At 38.5% G+C, this 20,788-nt stretch carries 15 protein-coding genes and 2 pseudogenes; 5 read left to right on the top strand and 12 right to left on the bottom strand.

The window, feature by feature from the left end; translation table 11 throughout:
• Positions 1-246 precede the first annotated feature (246 nt).
• Together AC1DIV_RS07530 and AC1DIV_RS07525 are read left to right on the top strand one after the other, a co-directional pair.
• Positions 247-1,341: a CdaR family transcriptional regulator gene (locus tag AC1DIV_RS07530; RefSeq protein ID WP_477576116.1), complete on the top strand. Its 1,095-nt coding sequence runs from the start codon at positions 247-249 to the stop codon at positions 1,339-1,341.
• 142 nt (positions 1,342-1,483) lie between these two features.
• Positions 1,484-3,091: an FMN-binding glutamate synthase family protein gene (locus AC1DIV_RS07525; protein WP_323596933.1), complete on the top strand. Its 1,608-nt coding sequence runs from the start codon at positions 1,484-1,486 to the stop codon at positions 3,089-3,091.
• A 206-nt stretch (positions 3,092-3,297) separates the two neighbouring features.
• Here the strand turns inward: AC1DIV_RS07525 and AC1DIV_RS07520 are convergent, their stop codons facing one another.
• Together AC1DIV_RS07520 and AC1DIV_RS07515 are read right to left on the bottom strand one after the other, a co-directional pair.
• The gene (locus AC1DIV_RS07520) at positions 3,298-4,236 is read right to left on the bottom strand and encodes an MBL fold metallo-hydrolase (RefSeq protein ID WP_340876493.1); all 939 of its coding nucleotides are present in this window, start codon (positions 4,234-4,236) and stop codon (positions 3,298-3,300) included.
• A gap of 237 nt (positions 4,237-4,473) precedes the next feature.
• Positions 4,474-5,067 (bottom strand): branched-chain amino acid aminotransferase, encoded by a 594-nt coding sequence (locus tag AC1DIV_RS07515; protein ID WP_340876495.1) that lies wholly within the window; start codon positions 5,065-5,067, stop codon positions 4,474-4,476.
• Between the two features lie 173 nt (positions 5,068-5,240).
• Here AC1DIV_RS07515 and AC1DIV_RS07510 point away from each other — a divergent pair, with 173 nt between their 5' ends.
• Both AC1DIV_RS07510 and AC1DIV_RS07505 read left to right on the top strand, forming a co-directional pair.
• Positions 5,241-6,353 carry an NAD(P)/FAD-dependent oxidoreductase gene (locus AC1DIV_RS07510; RefSeq protein WP_340876496.1) on the top strand — a complete coding sequence of 371 codons (1,113 nt, stop codon included), beginning with the start codon at positions 5,241-5,243 and terminating at the stop codon, positions 6,351-6,353.
• A gap of 268 nt (positions 6,354-6,621) precedes the next feature.
• A pseudogene (locus AC1DIV_RS07505) lies at positions 6,622-6,933 on the top strand (transposase); the annotation flags it as partial.
• Between the two features lie 326 nt (positions 6,934-7,259).
• Here the strand turns inward: AC1DIV_RS07505 and AC1DIV_RS07500 are convergent.
• From AC1DIV_RS07500 to AC1DIV_RS07480, 5 genes are all read right to left on the bottom strand, one after another.
• On the bottom strand, positions 7,260-8,021 hold the full coding sequence (locus tag AC1DIV_RS07500; RefSeq protein ID WP_340876497.1) for a uracil-DNA glycosylase family protein: 762 nt from the start codon (positions 8,019-8,021) through the stop codon (positions 7,260-7,262).
• A 205-nt stretch (positions 8,022-8,226) separates the two neighbouring features.
• Positions 8,227-9,165 (bottom strand): glutarate dioxygenase GlaH, encoded by a 939-nt coding sequence (glaH, locus tag AC1DIV_RS07495; RefSeq protein WP_477576114.1) that lies wholly within the window; start codon positions 9,163-9,165, stop codon positions 8,227-8,229.
• A gap of 328 nt (positions 9,166-9,493) precedes the next feature.
• The gene (locus tag AC1DIV_RS07490) at positions 9,494-9,835 is read right to left on the bottom strand and encodes a DUF3870 domain-containing protein (protein WP_340876499.1); all 342 of its coding nucleotides are present in this window, start codon (positions 9,833-9,835) and stop codon (positions 9,494-9,496) included.
• A 27-nt stretch (positions 9,836-9,862) separates the two neighbouring features.
• Positions 9,863-11,080: an L-2-hydroxyglutarate oxidase gene (lhgO, locus tag AC1DIV_RS07485; RefSeq protein ID WP_477576113.1), complete on the bottom strand. Its 1,218-nt coding sequence runs from the start codon at positions 11,078-11,080 to the stop codon at positions 9,863-9,865.
• 14 nt (positions 11,081-11,094) lie between these two features.
• Positions 11,095-11,769 (bottom strand): GntR family transcriptional regulator, encoded by a 675-nt coding sequence (locus AC1DIV_RS07480; RefSeq protein ID WP_048681884.1) that lies wholly within the window; start codon positions 11,767-11,769, stop codon positions 11,095-11,097.
• Positions 11,770-12,160: 391 nt separating this feature from the next.
• Here AC1DIV_RS07480 and AC1DIV_RS07475 point away from each other — a divergent pair, with 391 nt between their 5' ends.
• Positions 12,161-12,871: a Dph6-related ATP pyrophosphatase gene (locus AC1DIV_RS07475; RefSeq protein ID WP_340876503.1), complete on the top strand. Its 711-nt coding sequence runs from the start codon at positions 12,161-12,163 to the stop codon at positions 12,869-12,871.
• Positions 12,872-13,466: 595 nt separating this feature from the next.
• Here the strand turns inward: AC1DIV_RS07475 and AC1DIV_RS07470 are convergent.
• The 5 genes and pseudogenes from AC1DIV_RS07470 to fdhF form a co-directional block, all read right to left on the bottom strand.
• On the bottom strand, positions 13,467-14,039 hold the full coding sequence (locus tag AC1DIV_RS07470; protein WP_249595880.1) for a tyrosine-type recombinase/integrase: 573 nt from the start codon (positions 14,037-14,039) through the stop codon (positions 13,467-13,469).
• 754 nt (positions 14,040-14,793) lie between these two features.
• A complete protein-coding gene (gene uvsE / locus AC1DIV_RS07465; RefSeq protein ID WP_477576111.1) occupies positions 14,794-15,765 on the bottom strand; it encodes a UV DNA damage repair endonuclease UvsE in 972 nt (323 codons plus the stop codon).
• A gap of 182 nt (positions 15,766-15,947) precedes the next feature.
• On the bottom strand, positions 15,948-16,451 hold the full coding sequence (locus AC1DIV_RS07460; RefSeq protein ID WP_252270174.1) for a PCYCGC domain-containing protein: 504 nt from the start codon (positions 16,449-16,451) through the stop codon (positions 15,948-15,950).
• A gap of 702 nt (positions 16,452-17,153) precedes the next feature.
• A pseudogene (locus tag AC1DIV_RS07455) lies at positions 17,154-17,675 on the bottom strand (helical membrane plugin domain-containing protein); the annotation flags it as partial.
• Complete coding sequence (gene fdhF / locus AC1DIV_RS07450; protein ID WP_477576109.1) at positions 17,668-20,631, bottom strand: formate dehydrogenase subunit alpha; 2,964 nt, start codon at positions 20,629-20,631, stop codon at positions 17,668-17,670. The gene fdhF and the pseudogene AC1DIV_RS07455, both read right to left, overlap by 8 nt.
• Positions 20,632-20,788 lie beyond the last annotated feature (157 nt).

Here is a 20,788-nt window from a genome sequence, read left to right as displayed (position 1 = left end):
GTACATTCTAAACGAAAATTAGTATGACATATTTGACTTTTTTGGCTATACTGTATAGAAAAAATGATCTTCGGGAAAGTTTTCTGTTATTTGCCCATTTTCCTAGAGTACAAGATAGCTAAGGTCTTAAACTACCGACAATCCCCTTTACATGAAAAATCATAGCTTGTTTGCATGAAATATGATTACCATTCTGTTAGCGCAAACTGGATAACCAAATAAAAAAACTCTAGAAGGATGACTTGAATGCTGACCCAAGAAATTGCAATGGAAATTGTCAAACAAACCACCAATAGACTTAACAGAAATATTAATATTATGGATGATAAAGGAATCATCATCGCTTCCGGAAATCATGACCGCATCGACCAATTGCATTTAGGAGCAATGGAAGTACTGAAAACGGGAAAGCCTTTAATCATTCCCGAAAATGATCGTCATCAATGGGTAGGTGTCCTTCCTGGAATTAATTTGCCGATTAATTTTCAAAATGTAATTATAGGTGTCATCGGGATCACCGGAGATCCGACAGAACTTTTGGAATTCGGCGAATTGGTGAAGATGATAACGGAAATGATGCTTCATCAAGCTTTTATGGCGGAACAACTCGAATGGAAACAACACTTGAAAGAATTGGTATTTGAAGACTTATTAAAGGAAGATATCAATCAGCATTCGATTGATCAAAGACTTGAACTGATTGGAATGAAATTAGAACCTCCCTATCAAGTGGGGGTAATGGAAATGAAATTAAATCCGTTAAATAAGAATGAGCTGATTCAAATGACTGAAACTGTTTTTGGTTCCCAGCAAGCCCTTGTTGGGTTCCTGAATGTGAATCGGGTTTTCATTCTCACTACGGCGCTTAGCGTAAAAAACATGGACAAAAGACTGGATTCAGCCATCAAACAATTAAAAGCAAAAGGCTTCGTTATACGAATCGGTTTGGGCTCTATTGTGGATAAGGAATCATACATCGTCCACTCCTTCCGTGAAGCTGAAGCGGCACTTTTACTAGGTGAAGCCAATCAAGCTTTAACTAGATATACTGATGTGGAAACAAAAGCTCTGTTGGAAAGGATAGATGAGCGGACGAAACAGCAATTTCAGGAAAGAATTTTAGGCAGCTTATCCGAAAAGTTGATTGAGACGCTGCAACAATTTTTCCTTAGTAACTTAAATATCGGGGAATGTGCAAAAAGAATGTATATCCATCGTAATTCCCTTATATACCGATTAAAAAAAATCAAGGAAATTACCGGATATAACCCACAGGTGCTGCATGATGCCATAACTTTGCAGTTTGCAATTTGGGTAAGCCAATCGAAAAGGAGAAGTTGAAAGATATTGTGAGAACAATATTGCAAATTTAAATTGTTTTCGTTCAATCCCTATAAAAGCCTTGCATGGAAATCTGTATAATTGATCGAATTACCGAGTAGATTAAAAATACATGATTTTTTTGCATATCAGGAGGGATTGAATGAGTGGCATCGCAAATCTTTTAATTATCCTTGGATTTACCGTTGTTTTCATCATTATCATCGTTTTGGTTTTACTATTAATTTATATGATTTTCTTTGATCGCATGCAGAAGCATCATGCAATTTTAAGGAATTACCCCGTGCTTGGGAGAGTACGATACTTTCTGGAAAAAATCGGACCTGAGATGCGGCAATATTGGTTTAATAGTGATAACGAAGGAAAACCCTTTTCCCGTGATGACTATGAACATATGGTGAAAAGTTCAAAATATTTACGGGATGTCATAGGTTTTGGCTCAAAACGGGATTTTGATGAGGAAGGCTTCTTTGTTAAAAATAGCATGTTCCCAAAATTGGCCGAAGAAGAAAAATATGATCGTGAAACTAAAGTGACGACGAAAAGGTACATTCTATTAAAAGACCCGCTTTTCTCACAACGTGAAGAAAAATGGGAAGATGAAGTATCCTCTGCATTCTTATTGGATGATGAGGATGCCGTAATCATTGGCCCAAACACTAAGAACCCTTTTCGACTAAAAGGTCTTATCGGCATGTCAGCCATGAGTTATGGCTCTTTGGGAAAGAACGCAATCACTGCGCTTTCTGAGGGATTGGCTGCAGCAAAAGGCACCTGGATGAATACAGGTGAAGGTGGACTATCTCCTTATCATTTAATTGGCGGTGTCGATATAATCATGCAAATCGGTCCAGCCATGTTTGGAGTTCGTGATAGTTTCGGCGAAATGGATTGGGATGAGTTAAAAAGAAAAAGTGAAATACCTGAAATCAAAGCATTTGAAATCAAATTGGCTCAAGGTGCCAAAACTCGCGGAGGGCATATCGATGCTGAAAAAGTGAATCCGGAAATCGCTGAAATCCGTAAGGTCGTTCCGTACAAAGCGATTGATAGTCCGAATCGGTTTTATCAATACAATGACGTAAAATCCATGTGCGATTTTATCGAAAAAATCAGGGAACATACTGGAATCCCGGTCGGTATCAAAATGGTCATCGGCGGCACTGACAGTGTTGAAGAGCTTGCTAGCTACATGAAAGAAACCGGGAAAGGTCCGGATTTCATTTCATTGGATGGCGGTGAAGGCGGCACAGGTGCATCTTATCAGGAATTGATCGATAGCGTAGGATTGCCGATAAAATCCGCTTTGCCGATTTTGGTATCGACATTGGAAAAATACGGTGTCCGCGATCGGGTTAAAATCATCGCCTCCGGTAAATTGTTCACGCCTGATAGAATTGCGATAGCCCTGGCCATGGGAGCAGACCTTGTTAACATAGCTCGAGGTTTCATGATTGCGATAGGATGTATCCAGACGATGAAATGCCATTCCAATGCTTGTCCTGTCGGGGTAGCCACCACTGATCCGGAATTGCAAAAAGCACTTGTCATAGATGAAAAGAAATACCGCGTGGTTAACTTTCTTGTAACCCTTAGAAAAGGATTATTTCGGATCTCAGCGGCTGCCGGTTTAGAATCGCCTAACCATTTTCAACCTAAGCATATTAGCTATAAGGACGATAAAGGAATTGTTACATCCCTTGAAGATATTATGAAAGAGGTTAATGGACAAATAGGTTCCAGGCAATGAAAAAATCACCGCCCAAGTATGTTGGGGCGGTGTTTTTTTCTTTTTCAATCAATGAAGCCTTATAAGCTGCAAAAATGTATTAGGCATGTAATCGAATATCCCCCTGTCTCCACTTTTCCCTTACCCGCCAGCTTTCCATAGCGATAATAAACATAAGCTGCAGTAATACAAGCGGCATTAGCTAAAATTCGGGATTATCAAAAATTTCAGATGGATTGATAATACCATTTGCCATCACGTTTAAACTTTCTGCACTGGTCATTCAAAAGAAGGTATTCTAGGTGTGCCAATGTTTCACCAACAGCAAATCTGGTTTCGTGAATGGACAGATTTCCAAATAAGATCTGGCAAGCACTTTTTACAGAAATCGGCTCTTTCATGTTTTCATGAATTATATGCAACCGGTCCTGGTGGTGATCCAACAATTCAACAATTCTTTTATTGGCATTTTGAAACGGTTTCCCATGAGAAGGGATGACATATTCAACGTCCAGCTTTTGTATTTTTTTCAAAGAATTAAAAAACTCTTCCAATGGGTTGCTGAAACCTTTAAACCAATAAGAAATATTTGGAGATATCTTGGGCAATATATGATCTGTCGAGAAAAGGACGCTATTTTCCTTATTGTATAAGGAAATCAGGCCATCAGAATGTCCCGGAGTGAAAAGCACTTCATACTCATATTTGCCAAAATGCAGTTTCATTCCTTCCTCAAGATGATGATTTACGGTAGGATAGGGTTTTACTTGTGGCATGAATCCGCTTTCGTCACTGGATAAGGCCACGGCGACATCTTCTTCCATACCACACGCATTGTAATTTTCTTTAAGCAGATTCAGCGATTCGGCTTCCCAATACGTAGTTCCCGCATGCTCATCGACTTCTGTCATCCATACATCCGCACCGGTCAATTGTTGTAATGTCCCTGCATACCCGAAATGATCTGGGTGATAATGTGTGATGATAATATCGGTAATATCGTGTTTTTCGGTAATTGGGTTCCATAAATCCCTTGTCGTTTTGTTATTTAATCCCGCATCAATGATAGTCCATCCTTTTTCACCTTCCGCTAGGAAACAATGGACATGGTCCAATCTAAAAGGCAATGGAATGGTAATTTGAGTAACTTTCAATTCATTCAGCAAGTATAACTTCCCCTTCCGATTTAACTGCATTTACATAAAAAAAATCGAAATTGCTAAAACAAAACATTTAAGTTTATTAAATATCGTATATCATTAATAAATTCGACGAATTTTCTCAGTTTCCTTTAATCATATCTAGAGCCAATCGATTAAAATCCAGAAGCCATAGCCTAGGGGCAATGGATTATCCATGAAAATTTAAAAAACCGCCATTAAAATTAATGGCGGCACCTCGTTTTACATATCTTCCTCGATCGTTTGAACAAGGTTGAAAAGAAAATGATAAATTAAATGAAAAGCTTCTTCCAATGACATGTCTTCTTGAAACCCATTAATGTTATCCAAGGCAAAATTCACATCCCATAGCCCTTCGCCCTGGTTAAACATTAAACTGAACGACCCAATTCCTTCTTGGAGTTCCTTGGTTAAATACGTTTTTAAAACATCTCCCATTTTTTTCTGGAATTTCAATCCGAACATAGCATTATATGTACCGAAAACATCATCGACTTCTAACGAAAGTGCCTCAACACCGATTAATTCGAACCATTGTGATTCAAAGTAAAGGAATTCATCTTTGTTTTTTTTCAAATACTCGATTGGTTGTGATAAAAATGCAGACTTCTCTTCAGAGATTAATTCTTCACTCTCTTTATTACTCCGCTCCATATAAGCATCCGTAAAACGCGATGCATTTTCTTTTTCCACTATAATGATATCTTCAGCGAGTAATTTATGCTTTTCTACATAGTCCTTTTCTTCTTTAAATAACTCAATCTTGTTTTCGATTACGGATTTTGATATGTATGATTCCATTTGTTTTTTTAGCATGATATGTCCTCCTAGTGTCTTTTCAAGCTTTCACAATTTCAATCATAGCATATTCAGTATAGATAAAATAACTTTGTGAAAGAAATTACAATATCAGATATGGCAATCATTTCGAGTCTTCGATATAGTAGTGGTAAGTGTTTATACATATGAAAGAAATGAGATGTTGAATCATGCAAAAAATCATTGTAGTTGGTGCAGGAATTTTGGGAGCTTCCACTGCCTATCAGTTGGCTAAAAATGGGGTTGAAGTGATTATTATTGACCGCCAAGATGTCGGTCAAGCAACATCTGCAGCTGCTGGAATCGTTTGCCCGTGGATATCGCAAAGACGCAACCAAGCTTGGTATCTTCTTGCCAAAAATGGTGCGGCATTTTACCCGGGTTTAATTAAAGAACTTGAACGGGACGGTGAAACCGAGACCGGGTATGCCCAGGTCGGTGCCATAAGTCTGCATACAGATGAAGCTAAACTGAATGCCATGAAGGACCGGGCGACAAAACGGCAAGAAGATGCACCGGAGATGGGGGCGATCACCTTACTTTCCGCAGAGGAAACACGTGCCTTATTCCCGCCTCTTTCCAGCGAATATGCAGCCGTTCATGTGAGTGGTGCAGCGCGGGTCGATGGACGCGCACTACGTGATTCCTTATTGAGGGCTTCACAAAAATACGGTGCAAAACTTATGTATGGCGAGGCTAAACTTACATATAACGGTACTCAAGTGTCAGGTGTAACACTTAGAGATGAATTCATTCCTGCTGATAAAGTGATTGTTTGTGCTGGCGCCTGGGCATCGGAATTACTGAAACCACTGGGCGTGAATTTTCAAGTGACTTTCCAAAAGGCTCAAATCATTCATCTGGAAATGGCAAATGAAAATACAAATAACTGGCCTGTAGTCATGCCTCCGAGTGATCAATATCTATTGGCTTTTGATAATAATAAAATCGTTGCGGGGGCGACTCATGAAAATACGGAAGTTTTCGATAACCGAATGACCGCAGGAGGGCTGCAGGAGGTTTTCAACAAAGCCTTGCAAACCGCCCCCGGTTTGACAGATAGTACGTTTGTTGAAGCAAGGGTCGGATTCCGTCCATTCACGCCGGGATTCCTTCCCGTCATGGGACCTTTACCTGGCTGGGGAGGCATAATCGTAGCCAATGGTCTTGGAGCTTCAGGTTTAACAATGGGCCCGTATATAGGCTCACTATTGGCAAACCTCGCACTTGACAGAGAAATTGAAATCGAAATCGAAAATTATGATGTAAGAGGTGCGCTATAAATTTAGCTTCCCTTTAATTAACTTGCTGTATGAACTCCACTGATCAGAAAATGATCAGTTCCGTTTTTTTAAAATGGTCCTTTTCATAAAAAAATCAAGGACCTTTAATGGGTCCTTGATTCAGACTGTAGACAAACTCGAGGAAAATAGAGTTTGTCTATTTATTTTGGTTTGTACAATTTGGACGTTGCTTTAACTTTTAGATAGAACACTTTTGCCTAGTCATTTTTGTTTTAAAATAGAAGTATTAAAACTTGAGGTGATGAAGATGCTTTCTAAACATGATTCTATTCTGCGCGATCAACGTGAAATGATTACTTTAGATCAACTGGTGCCACCGAACCATTTGGTTCGTAAAATGGAGGCTGCCATTGACTTCACTTTCATTTATGACTTGGTGAAAGATATGTATTCAGAGGTAGGACGCCCAAGTATTGATCCAGTTATTTTAGTTAAACTGACATTCATTCAACATACCTTTGGTATTCGCTCCATGCGTAAAACGATTGAAGAAGCGGAAACAAATATGACTTACCGTTGGTTCTTAGGCTATGGTTTTCATGATAAAGTACCTCATTTCAAAAATCATGCTGTTCTTTGAAATGAAAAAATAAGAATCTTCCATTTCAATTTATTTCATCTATTTATTAATATCAGGTTCACTTACTTCTTCATAAATAACTTTTAACTCTTCAATAGTGAGTGTTTTTAAAAATTCCTCTAATTCATCCATGTTAATGCCTCCTATAATTAAGAACATTCGTTCCTATTATAATCACCATAATATCAGTAGTAAATAGTTAATTTTACTTTTAACACAAATAGATGAATTATAGAATTCAATAATTAACTGTTTTCCATCCTTTTATACCTACAAAAGATTCAATGAGCATACAGCACTCCTTTTTAACCCGCGGTCATTTCCTTTGAAAAATAGTGCTGTAACATCATTTTCATTTGCTCTTTATTTGCTGCAAATTGCTTATGTCGATGCCCATTTCCTCCAGATGGATGAGGAAATCCTAGAAGTATGTTATTGGCATCCATATAATCTTGACCCGCTAAATAGTTTAAGACCTTGGTAACATTAACGCCTAAAGGAATAATAAGCGGACGTTCAATGGTACCTATTTCGGTAGCAAAGCCTTCCATTATATTTTTTTTAAGCAACTCGGTCTTTAAAATGTTCGGAGTTGTTCCACTATAGTTTTTTCCGTTATAAAAAACTGGGTAGGTTAAAACTGAGGTAGTATGAACGAGGTGACTCGCTTCGTCAAAAAGATCTAGTGTGGACGAAATGTTTAAGTATGTGTGTAATCCAAGCTCATCCAACATTTTAACTAAATTTTTTCTCATCGTTCCGTCAAAACTGGAATTTTTTTTTACTTCGTGCAGGATCTCTTCGTCACCATGCAGGTGCCCTCTTGCATTAATTACGGTAGAATAAGATTTTTTCATTTGATGTAAACCAGGAGTGATTCCGACAATCACCACTTTGGCCCGTTCATTTATATATTCGAAAGGAGCATAATATAATTCGAGTTTTTTCTTTTCTTCTCTTTCAAGCAAAAATTGCTCGCTCTTTATCATTTCTTCTGTATAGACAGCAGGTAAAGCTTTAATTAAGTCTTTAAATTGCGTAAACTTAGAAAAATTAGCGATCCCCATAAATTACTACCCCTTCTTCCCTTTATTTATTTTGGCCAATTCAGTATATCAGAAATCCAGATTTGCCACCGACATAGGGGCATTATGAATCTTGTTGGAAACCTCAAAAAAAAGATAAATTGCTTTCCAACCCTTGGATTGAAAAGAATTTATCTTTAAAATGGTATTTGGGGATGAAAAAAATGTTTGGGTTTACAAAATGAAACTATTGATTGAACCTTCCGCGTTGGCGAAGTAATTCACGATTCAGGTTCGAATCCTTTTCAAATGCAGCGCGGCCGTGAAGCCAGAATATGTTGTTGACAACAACTAAATCTCCAACAGGCAGTTCAAGTTCAAGTACACTTTCATCACTTTCTAATGAATTGGATAAATCGCGCAAGTATTTGGCTTGTTCGATTGATTCAGGATAAACAAATTGATCGATAAAACATACACCAGGTTTGTTATTATGATTGAAGAAGGTCAATCTTTCAATTTCCTGGTCAACGTTCTTACTTTTTGGAGCTTTATACGTAAATTTGTGGCTGGATAATGGATGATTCACATACATATCAAGCTCTTTCCAATCGTCTAAATGCAATAAACGTGATTCGCCACCGCGTGCATTTTGTTCGATCATCTTCATCATTAGTAACCAGTCCGTTGGTTCATCTACAAAGGTGCCATCCGTATGAAGTGTAAATAAACGATAAGCCTGACGTAAATATGAATCACTGCTATCCGTGTCTTGAACACTGAAGCGGGCATAATATTTCCCTGACATGGAATCATGGTTTGGAGTTCCCAGCAAGTATGAAATGGCCGTTGCAAAAATGACATATTCATCTGTATTCTCCGTGACACCCTCCAAGCCAAGGGTGAAGCCGCCGGATTCCCGATCATGAACGATGTTACAAAGCAATTCACCAAAGTCTTCCCCTACTTGATCCAAAAGATATGAAGCAATGATGAGTCGTGCATATGGCGTATATTCCAGATGTTGAACAGACTGATTATCCTTGGATACCGTTTCTAAAAAAGCAGCAATCGCCTCTTTTGAAATTTCAATATGATATAAACGGCTGGATTGAGGGTGAACTTTCACCTCGTATTTTTCTGTTTTCCTTTCAAACTTCGCTCTCTTTTTTTCTGCAATGTTCATGAATGATTCCTCCTGTTATTTGTAATATAGGTGACAAAGTTAACAGGAAATATAAAAAGCCAGTCGCACATGATCCCCAAATAAAATGGGAATCCAACTGTACAACTGGCTTATATTCACTTCACTGCTCTATGCAAATAGAGTCACAGCGAATATGCAGTTTATGTATGATTTATTTTTCCTGTTTCCAATCATTAAGATCTTTACACGATTCTGAAAAGGTATTTTCCAAAAGGTGTTAATGTCATAATATTGGCTTAATTACATTAAAACGTTTTTCCGTAAAAATGTCAACACCTTTTACAAATTATTCTGATAAATCATTTTACTAACTTGGTAGTTTCGTTTTTTCTGCCGCTTTAATTTGCTGAAAATGGAGATCCAGGTCCTTCAAGGCAGCAATCAATGCATTAGCCGCTTTCCCCCGATAATAAGATGTAATCGATTCTATCGCTTCATCAACACCATCATTTAAACTGATTCCTTTTAACAAATGCCCAATAAATTCCCGTCCATGCTCTGTTGCCAGTGTACAAGAAGCCTCCAGGACAACACCATATTTAGCATCGACTTCTGCAGTGATGGTCAATGTTTCAAAGACACTTTTCGCCGCCATCCCTTGAGGTAAACGTGCGTGACCTGCAATAAAAATTGTTTTACCATTGAACATGAGGCCTCTTCCTCTCTTTAACGAATATTATTTTGTCAATACAGCTTCCAATAAGTGTGTTTGTTCCGGAATGCGGGTAACAACCTCTTTTCCAATTTCAATGGAGGCTGTTGCTGCAGGTGACGGTGCATTACAAACATGAATGGTCCGTTTCCCCATTATAATATGAAAATCATCCACCATATTACCATCATCCTGTAACGCCTGTGCCCGGACTCCGGCAGGTGCTGGGATTAAATCATCTTCTTGAATTTCCGGAATCAATTCCTGCAGGCTTTTCGTAAATTGCTTTTTACTAAAAGAACGGACATATTCATCCATCCCTTCCTTCATGAATTTACTGGCCAGTTTCCAAAAACCTTTATAGCTTAAAACTTCAGTTAAATCCTTCGCATTGAAGTCAGTTTTTTTATAACCTTCACGTTTGAAACTTAGTACAGCATTTGGTCCAGCATCTACTTCGCCGATAATCATCCGTGTGAAATGAACTCCTAGAAATGGAAACTTAGGGTTAGGTACCGGATAAATTAAATGATTGACAAGAAAGCGCTTTTCGGGCTTCAATTTAAAATATTCACCCCGAAACGGGACAATTTTCATATCAGTTTTATACCCCGCGGCTGCTGCGATACGGTCACTGTGCAATCCAGCGCAATTAATGACTATCCTTGCTTTTATTGTCCCGTTATTCGTAGTGATGATGACTTCATCAGAATCCTCGTCAATCTTCTCCACCTTTGTATTCAGCTTGATTTCACCGCCGTTGCCTCGGATGATATCCGCCATCTTTTCACTTACCTGACGATAATTGACGATGCCAGCTTGCGGGACGCGAATCGCTCCTAGTCCATTAACATGCGGTTCAATTTCCTTTAACTCTTCCACACCGATTCTTTGGATAGCTAGCTCATTTTGTAAACCGCGTGAAAATAAATCATCTAGAAGGGGCAACTCTTCTGGTTTTGTTGCAACAATGACCTTGCCACAAATATCATGATCAATTCCATGCATCCTACAGAATTCCGTCATTGATTTGCTTCCTTGACGGGCAAACCGTGCTTTGAAACTGCCTGGTTTATAATAAATTCCTGAATGGATTACGCCGCTGTTATGCCCCGTTTGATGATCTGCAACAACAGCCTCTTTTTCAATGACTACCACTTTAGCATTAGGAAACCGCTGATAAAGGGCCATTCCCGTCGATAAACCTACAATTCCCCCGCCAACAATTGCGAAATCATACACAATTAACACTCCTTTTATTGATGATTTTTAGTATTCAGCAACTCCATATACGTAATTAAATTGTTCTTAGTCCGTAAGATGTGAAATTCTACTGCTGCCCTTAGTTCTGCAGGATCCCCTCTTAGTGCCGCTTCATATATCATCCGGTGTTCCCGTTGCGTTTCTGGGTAATAATCAATCAGCAAATTCGGCGCAATGGGTGAGATCCCCAACGTTTCTACCATTTTTTGAACTCTTGGCCATGGGCACCCTTTTCGGAGGGTTTCATGAAAAGCCGCATTCAAAAGGATATAATGTTCATTGGTTTCATCAGATAACTGAATCCCTTCCATTTCAATCAAAATTCCCTTTAATTTTTCTTTATCCTCCTTTGTTAAAAAAGGAAGCGACTTTTCTACAGCAAGGCCTTCAAGCAGGGACCTGGTATGATAAATTTCTTCAATATCATCCCGGGTAATCGGTGTGACGATTGCTCCTTTATGAGGAACCATTTCCACCAACCCCTCCATTTGAAGTTGTGTAAGGGCTTCACGAATGGGCATTCTGCTTACTTCCAGGCGATCTGCCCACTCCTCTTGGATGAGTCGCTCCCCCTTTTTCAACGTCCCATTCAAAATCGCCTTCCTAAGACTTTTCGTTACATTTTTTACGATTGTAGATTTATCTCTTTTAGAATTAGCATTATCCAATCCAGCGTCCACCTTTCGATATTGGATACAATTAAAACTATATCAACTTAATAAAGCGATTACAATACAGAAAATTAAATAAATTGTATCCAATTAAAAAAACACTGGATACATTCCTAGGTAAACATCTACTTCTCTCATATAATGATAATTTATGGCATTCATTTATATGTAGCTAAACACTAGTGATTTAAAATAATCATCTTATATTGTTCAGTTCAGTATAGAGAAGTTTTTTTTGGATGAAATTCCATTTAAATCAAGTCTTTTTGTATCAAGATACATTAATATCTTATCTGCAGGCTCCAACCGTGTTAAAATCAAACAAATATAGTTATGAAATACAAAATATGAAATTGGTAAAAGTCATTAGAATAAAGGGGAAAATTGCATGGCAGAATTAATCGATTGGAAAAATAGTGCTCTCGGGCATAAATTCATAGCATCTTTTAGCGGAGGAAAAGATAGTGTTTTAGCCTTATATAAAGCATTGAAGGTTGGAGAAGCTGTAGGGCTGATTGTCATGCTGGAGGAGGAAGGAAAACGTTCCAGATCCCATGGAATGCCTCCGGAACTCATAAAAGCCCAAGCTGAATCAATAGGTTTGCCTGTATATACTGCGGCTGCCAGTTGGATTGATTATGAAAAGGTATTTATGCGCCTTTTAAAAGATGCTAAGAATCTAGGAGCAGAAGTGTTGGTAACTGGAGACCTGGATATGCCTGCCCATGGCTGTTGGCATGATAAGGTTACGAAGAATGCCGGATTGAAGCTTGGAATGCCTTTATGGGAAATGAACCATCGTGAAGCTGTCGAAGAGTTCATGAATCTAGGATTCGTTACGATGATTGTAACCGTTAATTTATCATTGGGGATGCGAGAGGATGATTTAGGACGAACGTTAACCCATGAATACGTGAAGGAACTTGAAGCTCGAGGCATTGACCCCTGCGGAGAAGGTGGAGAGTTTCATACTACAGTAATAGATGGGCCTATTTTTAAACAGCCAATTCCAGTTCGTAAATGTGAGATTATTAAGGACGGGGAGTATGCTTTTTTACCTTTGGAGCTAGATCATATAATGAATAAGAGTACCTTATAACCGAACTAATTACCAATATTCCTGGCAACCACTCTATACTGCACCCCAATTATGTGATGTTCTTTAACGATTGAGGTGCAGTTTATCTGATGAGTCCATTAACAGTGGGATAATATCATCTTAGTTAACATAATAATATTATAGTTACTTCATTTTGCAGCAACCATTCATTACTGATAACTTTCTGATTCATTATTTGTTAAACCGGAGAACAACAGATTTTTAAAAGAAAAAATATTTCTAATATACTATATTGATAAGAAATTGAGCGATTCTTTATAAAAATCAGTAGAGGTGATATCAAAAAAAAGACTATATATATTCTAGTCTTTTTTGAAAAGTCATTCGGTTGATTTAAAACTATTGCCCGACCAAAACTCTTATTTTTTTAAAATCCTCAGTGAAGGTGATTTTCCTAGTAAAAGGAGCGTTTCCCCTTCCGAAAGCCCTTTCTCTCCGCACCAATGATGCCGGTTTTATCTATCCTTTAAGAAATATAATGAAATAATGTTTCTCTATAATAACGCTCTTCTAAAGGACTGTGTTATCCATATAAATAGAATGAAAAATACAGGAGTTGTCTTTGTCCGTTCAGTTAATAATAGAAATCCATTAATGTTTCGTCCATTAAATCCTGTGTGAGTCCTATGTAAATCATCGTATCTTTTGGATTGGAATGATTAAGGATTTGTTGCAGTAAAGCGATATCCTTGAATTTTTGGTAATGCAAATAGCCGAAGGTTTTTCGGAGGGTATGTGTACCGACATCCGGAATGTCTGCCATTTCAGCCGCTTTGTTCAGAACCCGATAGGCCTGCACCCTAGTGATTGGACCATTACCTTTTCGACTTGGAAATAAATACTGTTCATTTTTCAGGTTCGATTTCCGGACATACTTCCTAACTTCCTTACGAAGTTGAGGATTGACAAGAAACCGCTTAATTTTATCTGTTTTTTGCTCCACGATGACTATATGCGTACCCTCAAGGATGTCTTTCACTCGCAATTGTAAAAGGTCGCCTATACGTAACCCGATGTTTATCCCGATCGAAAACATCATATAATCCCTGTAGCTGCAATATTTTAATAGTGATTTTTTCATCTTTTCTATGTGATCCAACCTGCGTATCGGCTGGACATTTTTAATTTTTTGAGAGGTTGCTTGCATGAACGGCTCATTCCCCTTTCTCCTTCTTTCATTGTACGTGAACAGCTTAAAAAAAGGCAAGTTTTATAAATTTTGATACGCTTATAAACCTTGATTTAACGGGATTTCGAATGTATCAATAGAGGTCCTTTGTTACATTCGGAATATTCTTATAAAATCAACCCAAAAAGAGCTTGTAATCTACTACCCTCCTTTCACCGGCTTATAGCTTCATAGAGCGCTTTTAATTGGTTCTTGACTTAAGACTCCAATGAATTAAAACAATAGCTTTAAAAGCCAAATATGGAGCTCGTTTTTTGGGGTTTTTATTATATTTTGTCTATAAAATATTAAAAAATAACTATTTTTCTAATTTTTAACATAGTCTGCTTTCGATATTTAAAAAGCCGCCGATTTCACCTTGCTATAGAATATTCGGCTTTGATTACAATATATTCCTGTAAAAATAAATGTACCTTGGAGAGGGGCAGTCAAAGGAATATGAAAGCTGCTCAAACAGACAACAGAACAACTATCGTATTCCCAATTATAAAAAAGGGCCTTTCCCCCTGCTAACCAGATTGTTAATGAAGAAGTTTTGCAATAACTTTTATGACTTTTTAACCCCTCGCTCTTTCTAAACAATTTTTCATTGATAACGGAATTCGAATACAGGAATAGCATCAATCTATTAACAATAATAATGTTATGTAAACAATTGATTTTGATAAAGAGAATTCAATTTACTTCCCTTTGTCAAATATCCCTCAATCCATTAATGAATATAAAAACTGGCATCATCAATGATTTCTATGTCTTTGTGACTTTTCAGCTCCTCCATCAACTGGAAAAGCGCTCCATCTTTTTGTTTTGCTTCAATCATGCAATCGAGATGTGGTAAGCTTCCTTTTATTTGTTGCAAAAATTCCATGAACATCCCAGTATCCACAAAGTCAGCATGTGCTCGAAATTCTTTATCGGACCTTGGACTTGAAATATGCATTTTAGGGTGTAGTTTGGAATTACTCCAGGTATTCAATATTCGGTCCCAATGATCTTTCCAATCTTCACTTGGTAAATGATGTGCGAGGTGATGGTGATAATCAAAAACCATCGGTATTCCCAATTTTTCACATAAATAAAGGGTTTCCGACAAAGTAAAGGTAGTATCATCATTCTCAAGAATGACCATTCTTTGAATCGATTCCGGAATCAAACCCCAATTATGGATAAACTGCTCTAATGCCTGTACATGCTCGCCATACCCCCCGCCAACATGCAAAACACAGCGATGTTCGGGATCCACTCCCATTTTTTTTAATAATGTATAATGCATCCTTAATGTTTTTAAGGATGTCTTCAGAATATCGATATTTGAACTATTCAAGATGACAAAATGATCTGGGTGAAAATCTATCCTTATTTTTGGGTGATTATTTATGAATGTTTTTAATTTAGCCAGTTCTTCTGAAATAGCATCTATGTAATCCCATTCTGGAATTTCCGGATGATTGGCTAAAGGGATAAGTTTTGAAGTAAGCCTAAAGAACTGAATATTATTAGCTTCGTTATGAATCAGTAAACGCCAGCAATTATGAAGATTGGATATTGAAAGGCGTTCGAGCTTCCTTATCGCTGCATCTCTGTCCTTAATCTTAGAAAACTGAGCAAAAGTCATCGTTTGGGATGGTGAACAGTTTGGCACATGATTACTCATGGCTACATAACCAAGGCGGATTAATGTCAAGGTGATAGCTCCTTTACGGTTGAATGTTTAATGGAAGTATTCCCCTTTTTGACCAATAATATATATGTGAAAAATCCACCGCTCCAAGAAGTTAAAAAAATGGCCTTTTTCCGAAAGAATATCGGGCCAAAGCCATTTTTCCAAGTTATCATTTCAGTCTAGAATTTCATACTTTTTTTCACTTACACTTCAGGGGTAGGAGTTGGTTTAGCATATCCACTTTTATATTTTTCATCGACTTTATTCCGGATCTCTTTGACGCTCATGCCGTCATTCAAGTCCAATATGGATTGCGCAGCAATTTCTAAGCAAACTCCGCATCTTGTCCCGTGGTCATCCCAAACCACTTCACCATTTTTTTTATTCTCATGGATAAAACAATCATAATTATTTTTATGGTTAGCTGACTCTCCGCAACCGCAGTAACAAGGTATTTTTTCTAGTAAATCTTTATTTTGAGCAACAGCTAAATAGATTGTCTTCATATCCTCTGGTTTTTCAGCTAAGAAATCCGGTGCTATTTCCTTACTGCTGGTCTCCTCCTGAAGATCTCCGGATACCGTATGCTCTGAATGTCCTTCATGTCCGCTTTCTTTTTGTACAACACTTTCCTCTTCACTTGAACAACCTGAAAGTATTATCGAAAAACAGATTCCCATAGTGACCGTCATTAATTTCAGCTTCATTTTTACACTCCTTGACCATTTTAATACTCCCATTTTATGGCACGCGAGCTGTTTCTACAAGTATAAGTTTCCTTAATTATTAGGAATTAAAATGGCAAGTATACTAAAATGGCTTTCTGGTACGACTTTCGTACATAATTTTAAAGTATTTACCACGCTTTAAGATAAAAGAATGAGGTGATACTGTGATAAGAGCGCTACCATCATTGTGTTTTTTAGGCACGTATTTACTTATTATACTCCTCGACAACCTACAGGGCTTGAATATATGGCTCTTTCTATAGAATAAAACAATATTTGATCGTAGGACGTGGAGAAGATTACTTTCTGCTCTTGTTATTTACCATATTTTTTTATATAAATATATGTAATAAAAGGATGGCGAGAGAAATTTTGATAGCACGTTCAACGAAAAAAACCGATGCATTCCCTTTTGGAAATCATCGGCTTAAATATTTTTAGTGGGTTCTCAAAAAACAAAGTCAATTTCGTATACGATACGTCCATTTCAATAAGTTTAACGAGCAAGGCACTTTATTTCCTACTTTTAGCTAAGGTTAGTGGAATCGTTACGAGTGAAACTCCTGCTGCAATCCAAAACCAACCGGTGTTTCGTTTTTTATCGCTTCCGCTTTTACTGGGAATACTTGATCCGTATGATTTTCTGGAGGTGGGCCGTTCTATGTCAGCTGTTTCATTCGTTTTATGCAAATGTTGATTTTCGGGTAATTGGGTCGTTCTTTCTAAATCGCTTGTATCTTCTCCCATTCCTTTAATGAAGGTCATCAGGAAGGTCATGGCTTGTTTGACTTCTTTGTCATTCAAGGAACGCAGTAACGCTAAATAGCTTGGCTTTTCTGGCGTTTTATCAGCTTCAGCTATACGGGCAATCCCTGTGTTGATTTTCAGGATTAGCGGTTCAAGCTGCTGAACATTAAGTGTCCCTAATGTGCCAAGTATGAGAAGCAGATTTTTCAGCGTATTTGCCGTTTCTGGGGTGTCCGCTGTCTTGACAAGAATGTTCAGCACTTTATCCCCTTCCTTCAACAAGCTGTTAACCATCGATAATATCCCACGTTCCTGCATGCCCTTCATGACTTCAAACGTTTCTTTAATCACTTCTTTATTTTCCAATAGGGTACGCTCGATATCCTCTAATTCGATCCTTCTTCTTTCTTCATCACTAATGCTGATTCGATTGATCACTTTTGTCGCTTTAGCCACGGTTCCTCTCCTCCTTTTTGATCTTCAAGAGGTCACCAGGGAATATATAATCTTCGCGGGCCCATTTTTTTTGTACTTGTACACCCATTTGCGGTTGAGGATTCCCATTACGATGGTTGATGCTCGGCAATGGATTGTCTCCTTTAACCCTAATAACTTCCATTTTTGCTTGAACTTCCTTATAGGCGGGAGTATCAGTATCTTTATCTGCATGGCTGCTTGTCAATTGGTTGATGGCCCCGTCACCTGAATCGTTCATCGGAAGATAAACTTCTTTACCTTTTACACGATCTGTAATCAGACATTGCGCTTTTGCATGTCCATACGGTGAAGTGAGCCGAACAAGGTTGCCATCCTCGAGCCCTCTATCTTTTGCCAATTCCCGGGATACCTCAAGGAAGACTTTTGGCGTTTTGGAACTGATGCCTTTTGATTTATATGTCATGTTTCCTTCATGGAAATGTTCCAATAAGCGGCCATTATTCACATGGATATCAAACTCATCCCCAAAGTCAATCGGTTTGGTCCATTCGACTGGAAATAACCTCGCTTTTCCATCGGGAAACGGAAAAGCTTCCGTGAATAACAATGGAGTATCTTTACCATCTGAAGCAACTGGCCATTGAAGACTTTTATAACCTTCCAAGCGTTCGTAATTTACTCCAGCATATAATGGTGATAGTTTAGCTGCTTCATCCATGATGTCACTTGGATGCCCATAACTCCAACCCGCTCCTAACGAATTCGCCACATTCATAATGATTTGCCAATCAGGCTTTGAGTCGCCAAGCGGTTCAAAGACTTGATACAGGCGTTGTATACGGCGTTCGGTATTCGTGAAGGTACCTTCTTTTTCAAAGCTTGGGCTTGCTGGAAGGACGACATCCGCGAATTCAGCCGTTCTTGATAAGAAGATATCTTGTACCACAAAGAAGTCCAGTTTTTCAAATGCTTCATGGACATGATTGATATTCGAATCGACCAGCCCCATATCTTCACCTTTTAAGTACATGGCTTTAATGGTACCTGAATGAATCCCTTCGACCATTTCATGATTATTAAGGCCAGGGTTTTCGGGTATTTTTGCACCCCAGATGTTTTCATATTTCGCTCTTACCTTTTCGTCCGTTACTTTTTCATAACCTGGCAAGCGATCCGGCATACTGCCAAAATCACTGGCTCCTTGTACATTATTATGTCCGCGTAAAGGGTAAGTGCCTGTTCCAGGTTTACCGTAGTTGCCCGTTATGAGCAATAAATTGGAAATTGCAGTACTCGTATCACTTCCTCCGCCATGCTGGGTAACGCCCATTGCCCAAAGTGCTGCAACGCTTCCCGCTTCATGAATGGCTTTTGCCAACGTAATTAAATCTTCCTTAACTACGCCTGTTACTTTTTCCGCATATTCCATTGTGTAGGGTTCTAAAGTCTTGATATATTCCTCCATCCCATTTACACGATTTTTGATGAAGTCTTTATCTGTCCAACCTTTATCGACGATATATTTAGTGACGGCCGAAAGCCATATCATATCCGATCCCGGAGCAGGCTGGATGAAGAGGTCGGACCGGTCAGCCATTTCATGCTTTCTGATGTCTGCGACTATCAGCTTCTGTTTCCCCAGTTTATGGGAACGTTTAATTCTTGTAGCCAACACGGGGTGTGATTCGGATGTATTGGAGCCAATGATCAATACAAGTTCGGACTTTTCGATATCCTTTATGCCCCCTGTATCTCCGCCATATCCAACCGTCCTGAATAGTCCCAAAGTAGCCGGTGTCTGACAATACCGGGAACAGTTATCCACATTATTGGTGCCGATGATTCCCCTAGCCAGCTTTTGCATTAAAAAGGACTCTTCATTGGTGCATTTGGAAGACGTTATGAAGGCCATCGAATCAGGACCGTAAGAATCCTTGATGTCGGTGAATTTAAAGGAAATCAATTCAAGGGCTTCTTCCCATTCAGCCTCTCTGAACGCATCCCCTTCTCTAATTAAAGGTTTTGTTAGTCTTTCTTCACTATTCACGAAATCCCATCCGAATTTCCCTTTAACGCAAGTTGAAATTCCATTTGCAGGTGCCTCCACTTGCGGTTCGATCTTAAGGATTTTACGGTCTTTGGTCCAAACGTCAAAGCTGCATCCTACACCACAGTATGTACAAACCGTTTTCGTCTTCTTGATCCTTGCATCCCTCATGGCGGATTCCATATCTGAAATCGCTAAAATCGAGCCATAACCCGTTTCAACATTTTTCGTAATTTCTATCATAGGTCGAAGAGTTTGTTTAGCGATGCCAGTTAAAAATCCAGCTTCACCCTCCATTCCTTTTTCCATCATTGCATTACACGGGCAAACGGTGGAACAGTGCCCACATGACACACATGAAGATTCATTGATCGGAACATTGTCATCCCAAATGACACGCGGACGTTTTGCTTCCCAATCAATAGTCAATGTTTCAGTGACCTGTACATCTTGACAAGCTTCAACACAACGGCCGCAAAGGATGCATTGATCCGGGTCATATCGATAGAATGGATTCGTCCGATCTACTTCATAGGGTTTTTGATCAAAAGGAACACTTTGATGATTTACCTTCATTTCCTTTACGGTATTGTGTATTTCACAAGTGCCATTATTATAATCGCAAACCGTACAATAAAGCTCATGGTTATATAATATCTTGTCCATCGCCATGACCTGTGCTTCTTTTACCTCTGGTCCAACTGTATCGATTACATCCCCATCTTTGATCTTGGTGGAACAAGATCTAACTAGTTCTCCATTAACGCTCACTAAACATGTATCACATGTTTCGATAGGACCTAGGCTAGGGTGGTAACAAACATTCGGGACTTCAATGGAGCTATCCGTCAGCATTTGTAATATTGTTTGATTACCTTCCAGACTGGTCTCAGCACCATTGATTTTTATATGCACTTTCTCTGGCAAAATAATCGCTCCCCTCTTAAAAAACGATAAAATTCATCATTTGGTTTTTTCTACCCTCGTACAAATTTTCTCAAACTTGTGAAAGTGAATAAATGGAAGTCTTCATTTGACCAATTTCATATTAGAAAATAAACTAAAGCCGAAGTGAGACATAGTA

The sequence above is a fragment of the Peribacillus sp. 05N428 genome (assembly GCF_056397085.1).
This window is presented reverse-complemented; position numbering and strand designations above follow the sequence as displayed.

What these genes read in the sequence shown, in the direction of transcription:
- AC1DIV_RS07515 (WP_340876495.1), bottom strand. Translation starts at nt 5,067, where the DNA reads ATGCTAAAAAAACAAATGGAATCATACATATCAAAATCCGTAATCGAA.
- AC1DIV_RS07525 (WP_323596933.1), top strand. Translation starts at nt 1,484, where the DNA reads ATGAGTGGCATCGCAAATCTTTTAATTATCCTTGGATTTACCGTTGTT.
- AC1DIV_RS07530 (WP_477576116.1), top strand. Translation starts at nt 247, where the DNA reads ATGCTGACCCAAGAAATTGCAATGGAAATTGTCAAACAAACCACCAAT.
- AC1DIV_RS07470 (WP_249595880.1), bottom strand. Translation starts at nt 14,039, where the DNA reads ATGCAAGCAACCTCTCAAAAAATTAAAAATGTCCAGCCGATACGCAGG.
- AC1DIV_RS07500 (WP_340876497.1), bottom strand. Translation starts at nt 8,021, where the DNA reads ATGGGGATCGCTAATTTTTCTAAGTTTACGCAATTTAAAGACTTAATT.
- AC1DIV_RS07475 (WP_340876503.1), top strand. Translation starts at nt 12,161, where the DNA reads ATGGCAGAATTAATCGATTGGAAAAATAGTGCTCTCGGGCATAAATTC.
- AC1DIV_RS07510 (WP_340876496.1), top strand. Translation starts at nt 5,241, where the DNA reads ATGCAAAAAATCATTGTAGTTGGTGCAGGAATTTTGGGAGCTTCCACT.
- glaH (WP_477576114.1), bottom strand. Translation starts at nt 9,165, where the DNA reads ATGAACATTGCAGAAAAAAAGAGAGCGAAGTTTGAAAGGAAAACAGAA.
- AC1DIV_RS07490 (WP_340876499.1), bottom strand. Translation starts at nt 9,835, where the DNA reads ATGTTCAATGGTAAAACAATTTTTATTGCAGGTCACGCACGTTTACCT.
- AC1DIV_RS07460 (WP_252270174.1), bottom strand. Translation starts at nt 16,451, where the DNA reads ATGAAGCTGAAATTAATGACGGTCACTATGGGAATCTGTTTTTCGATA.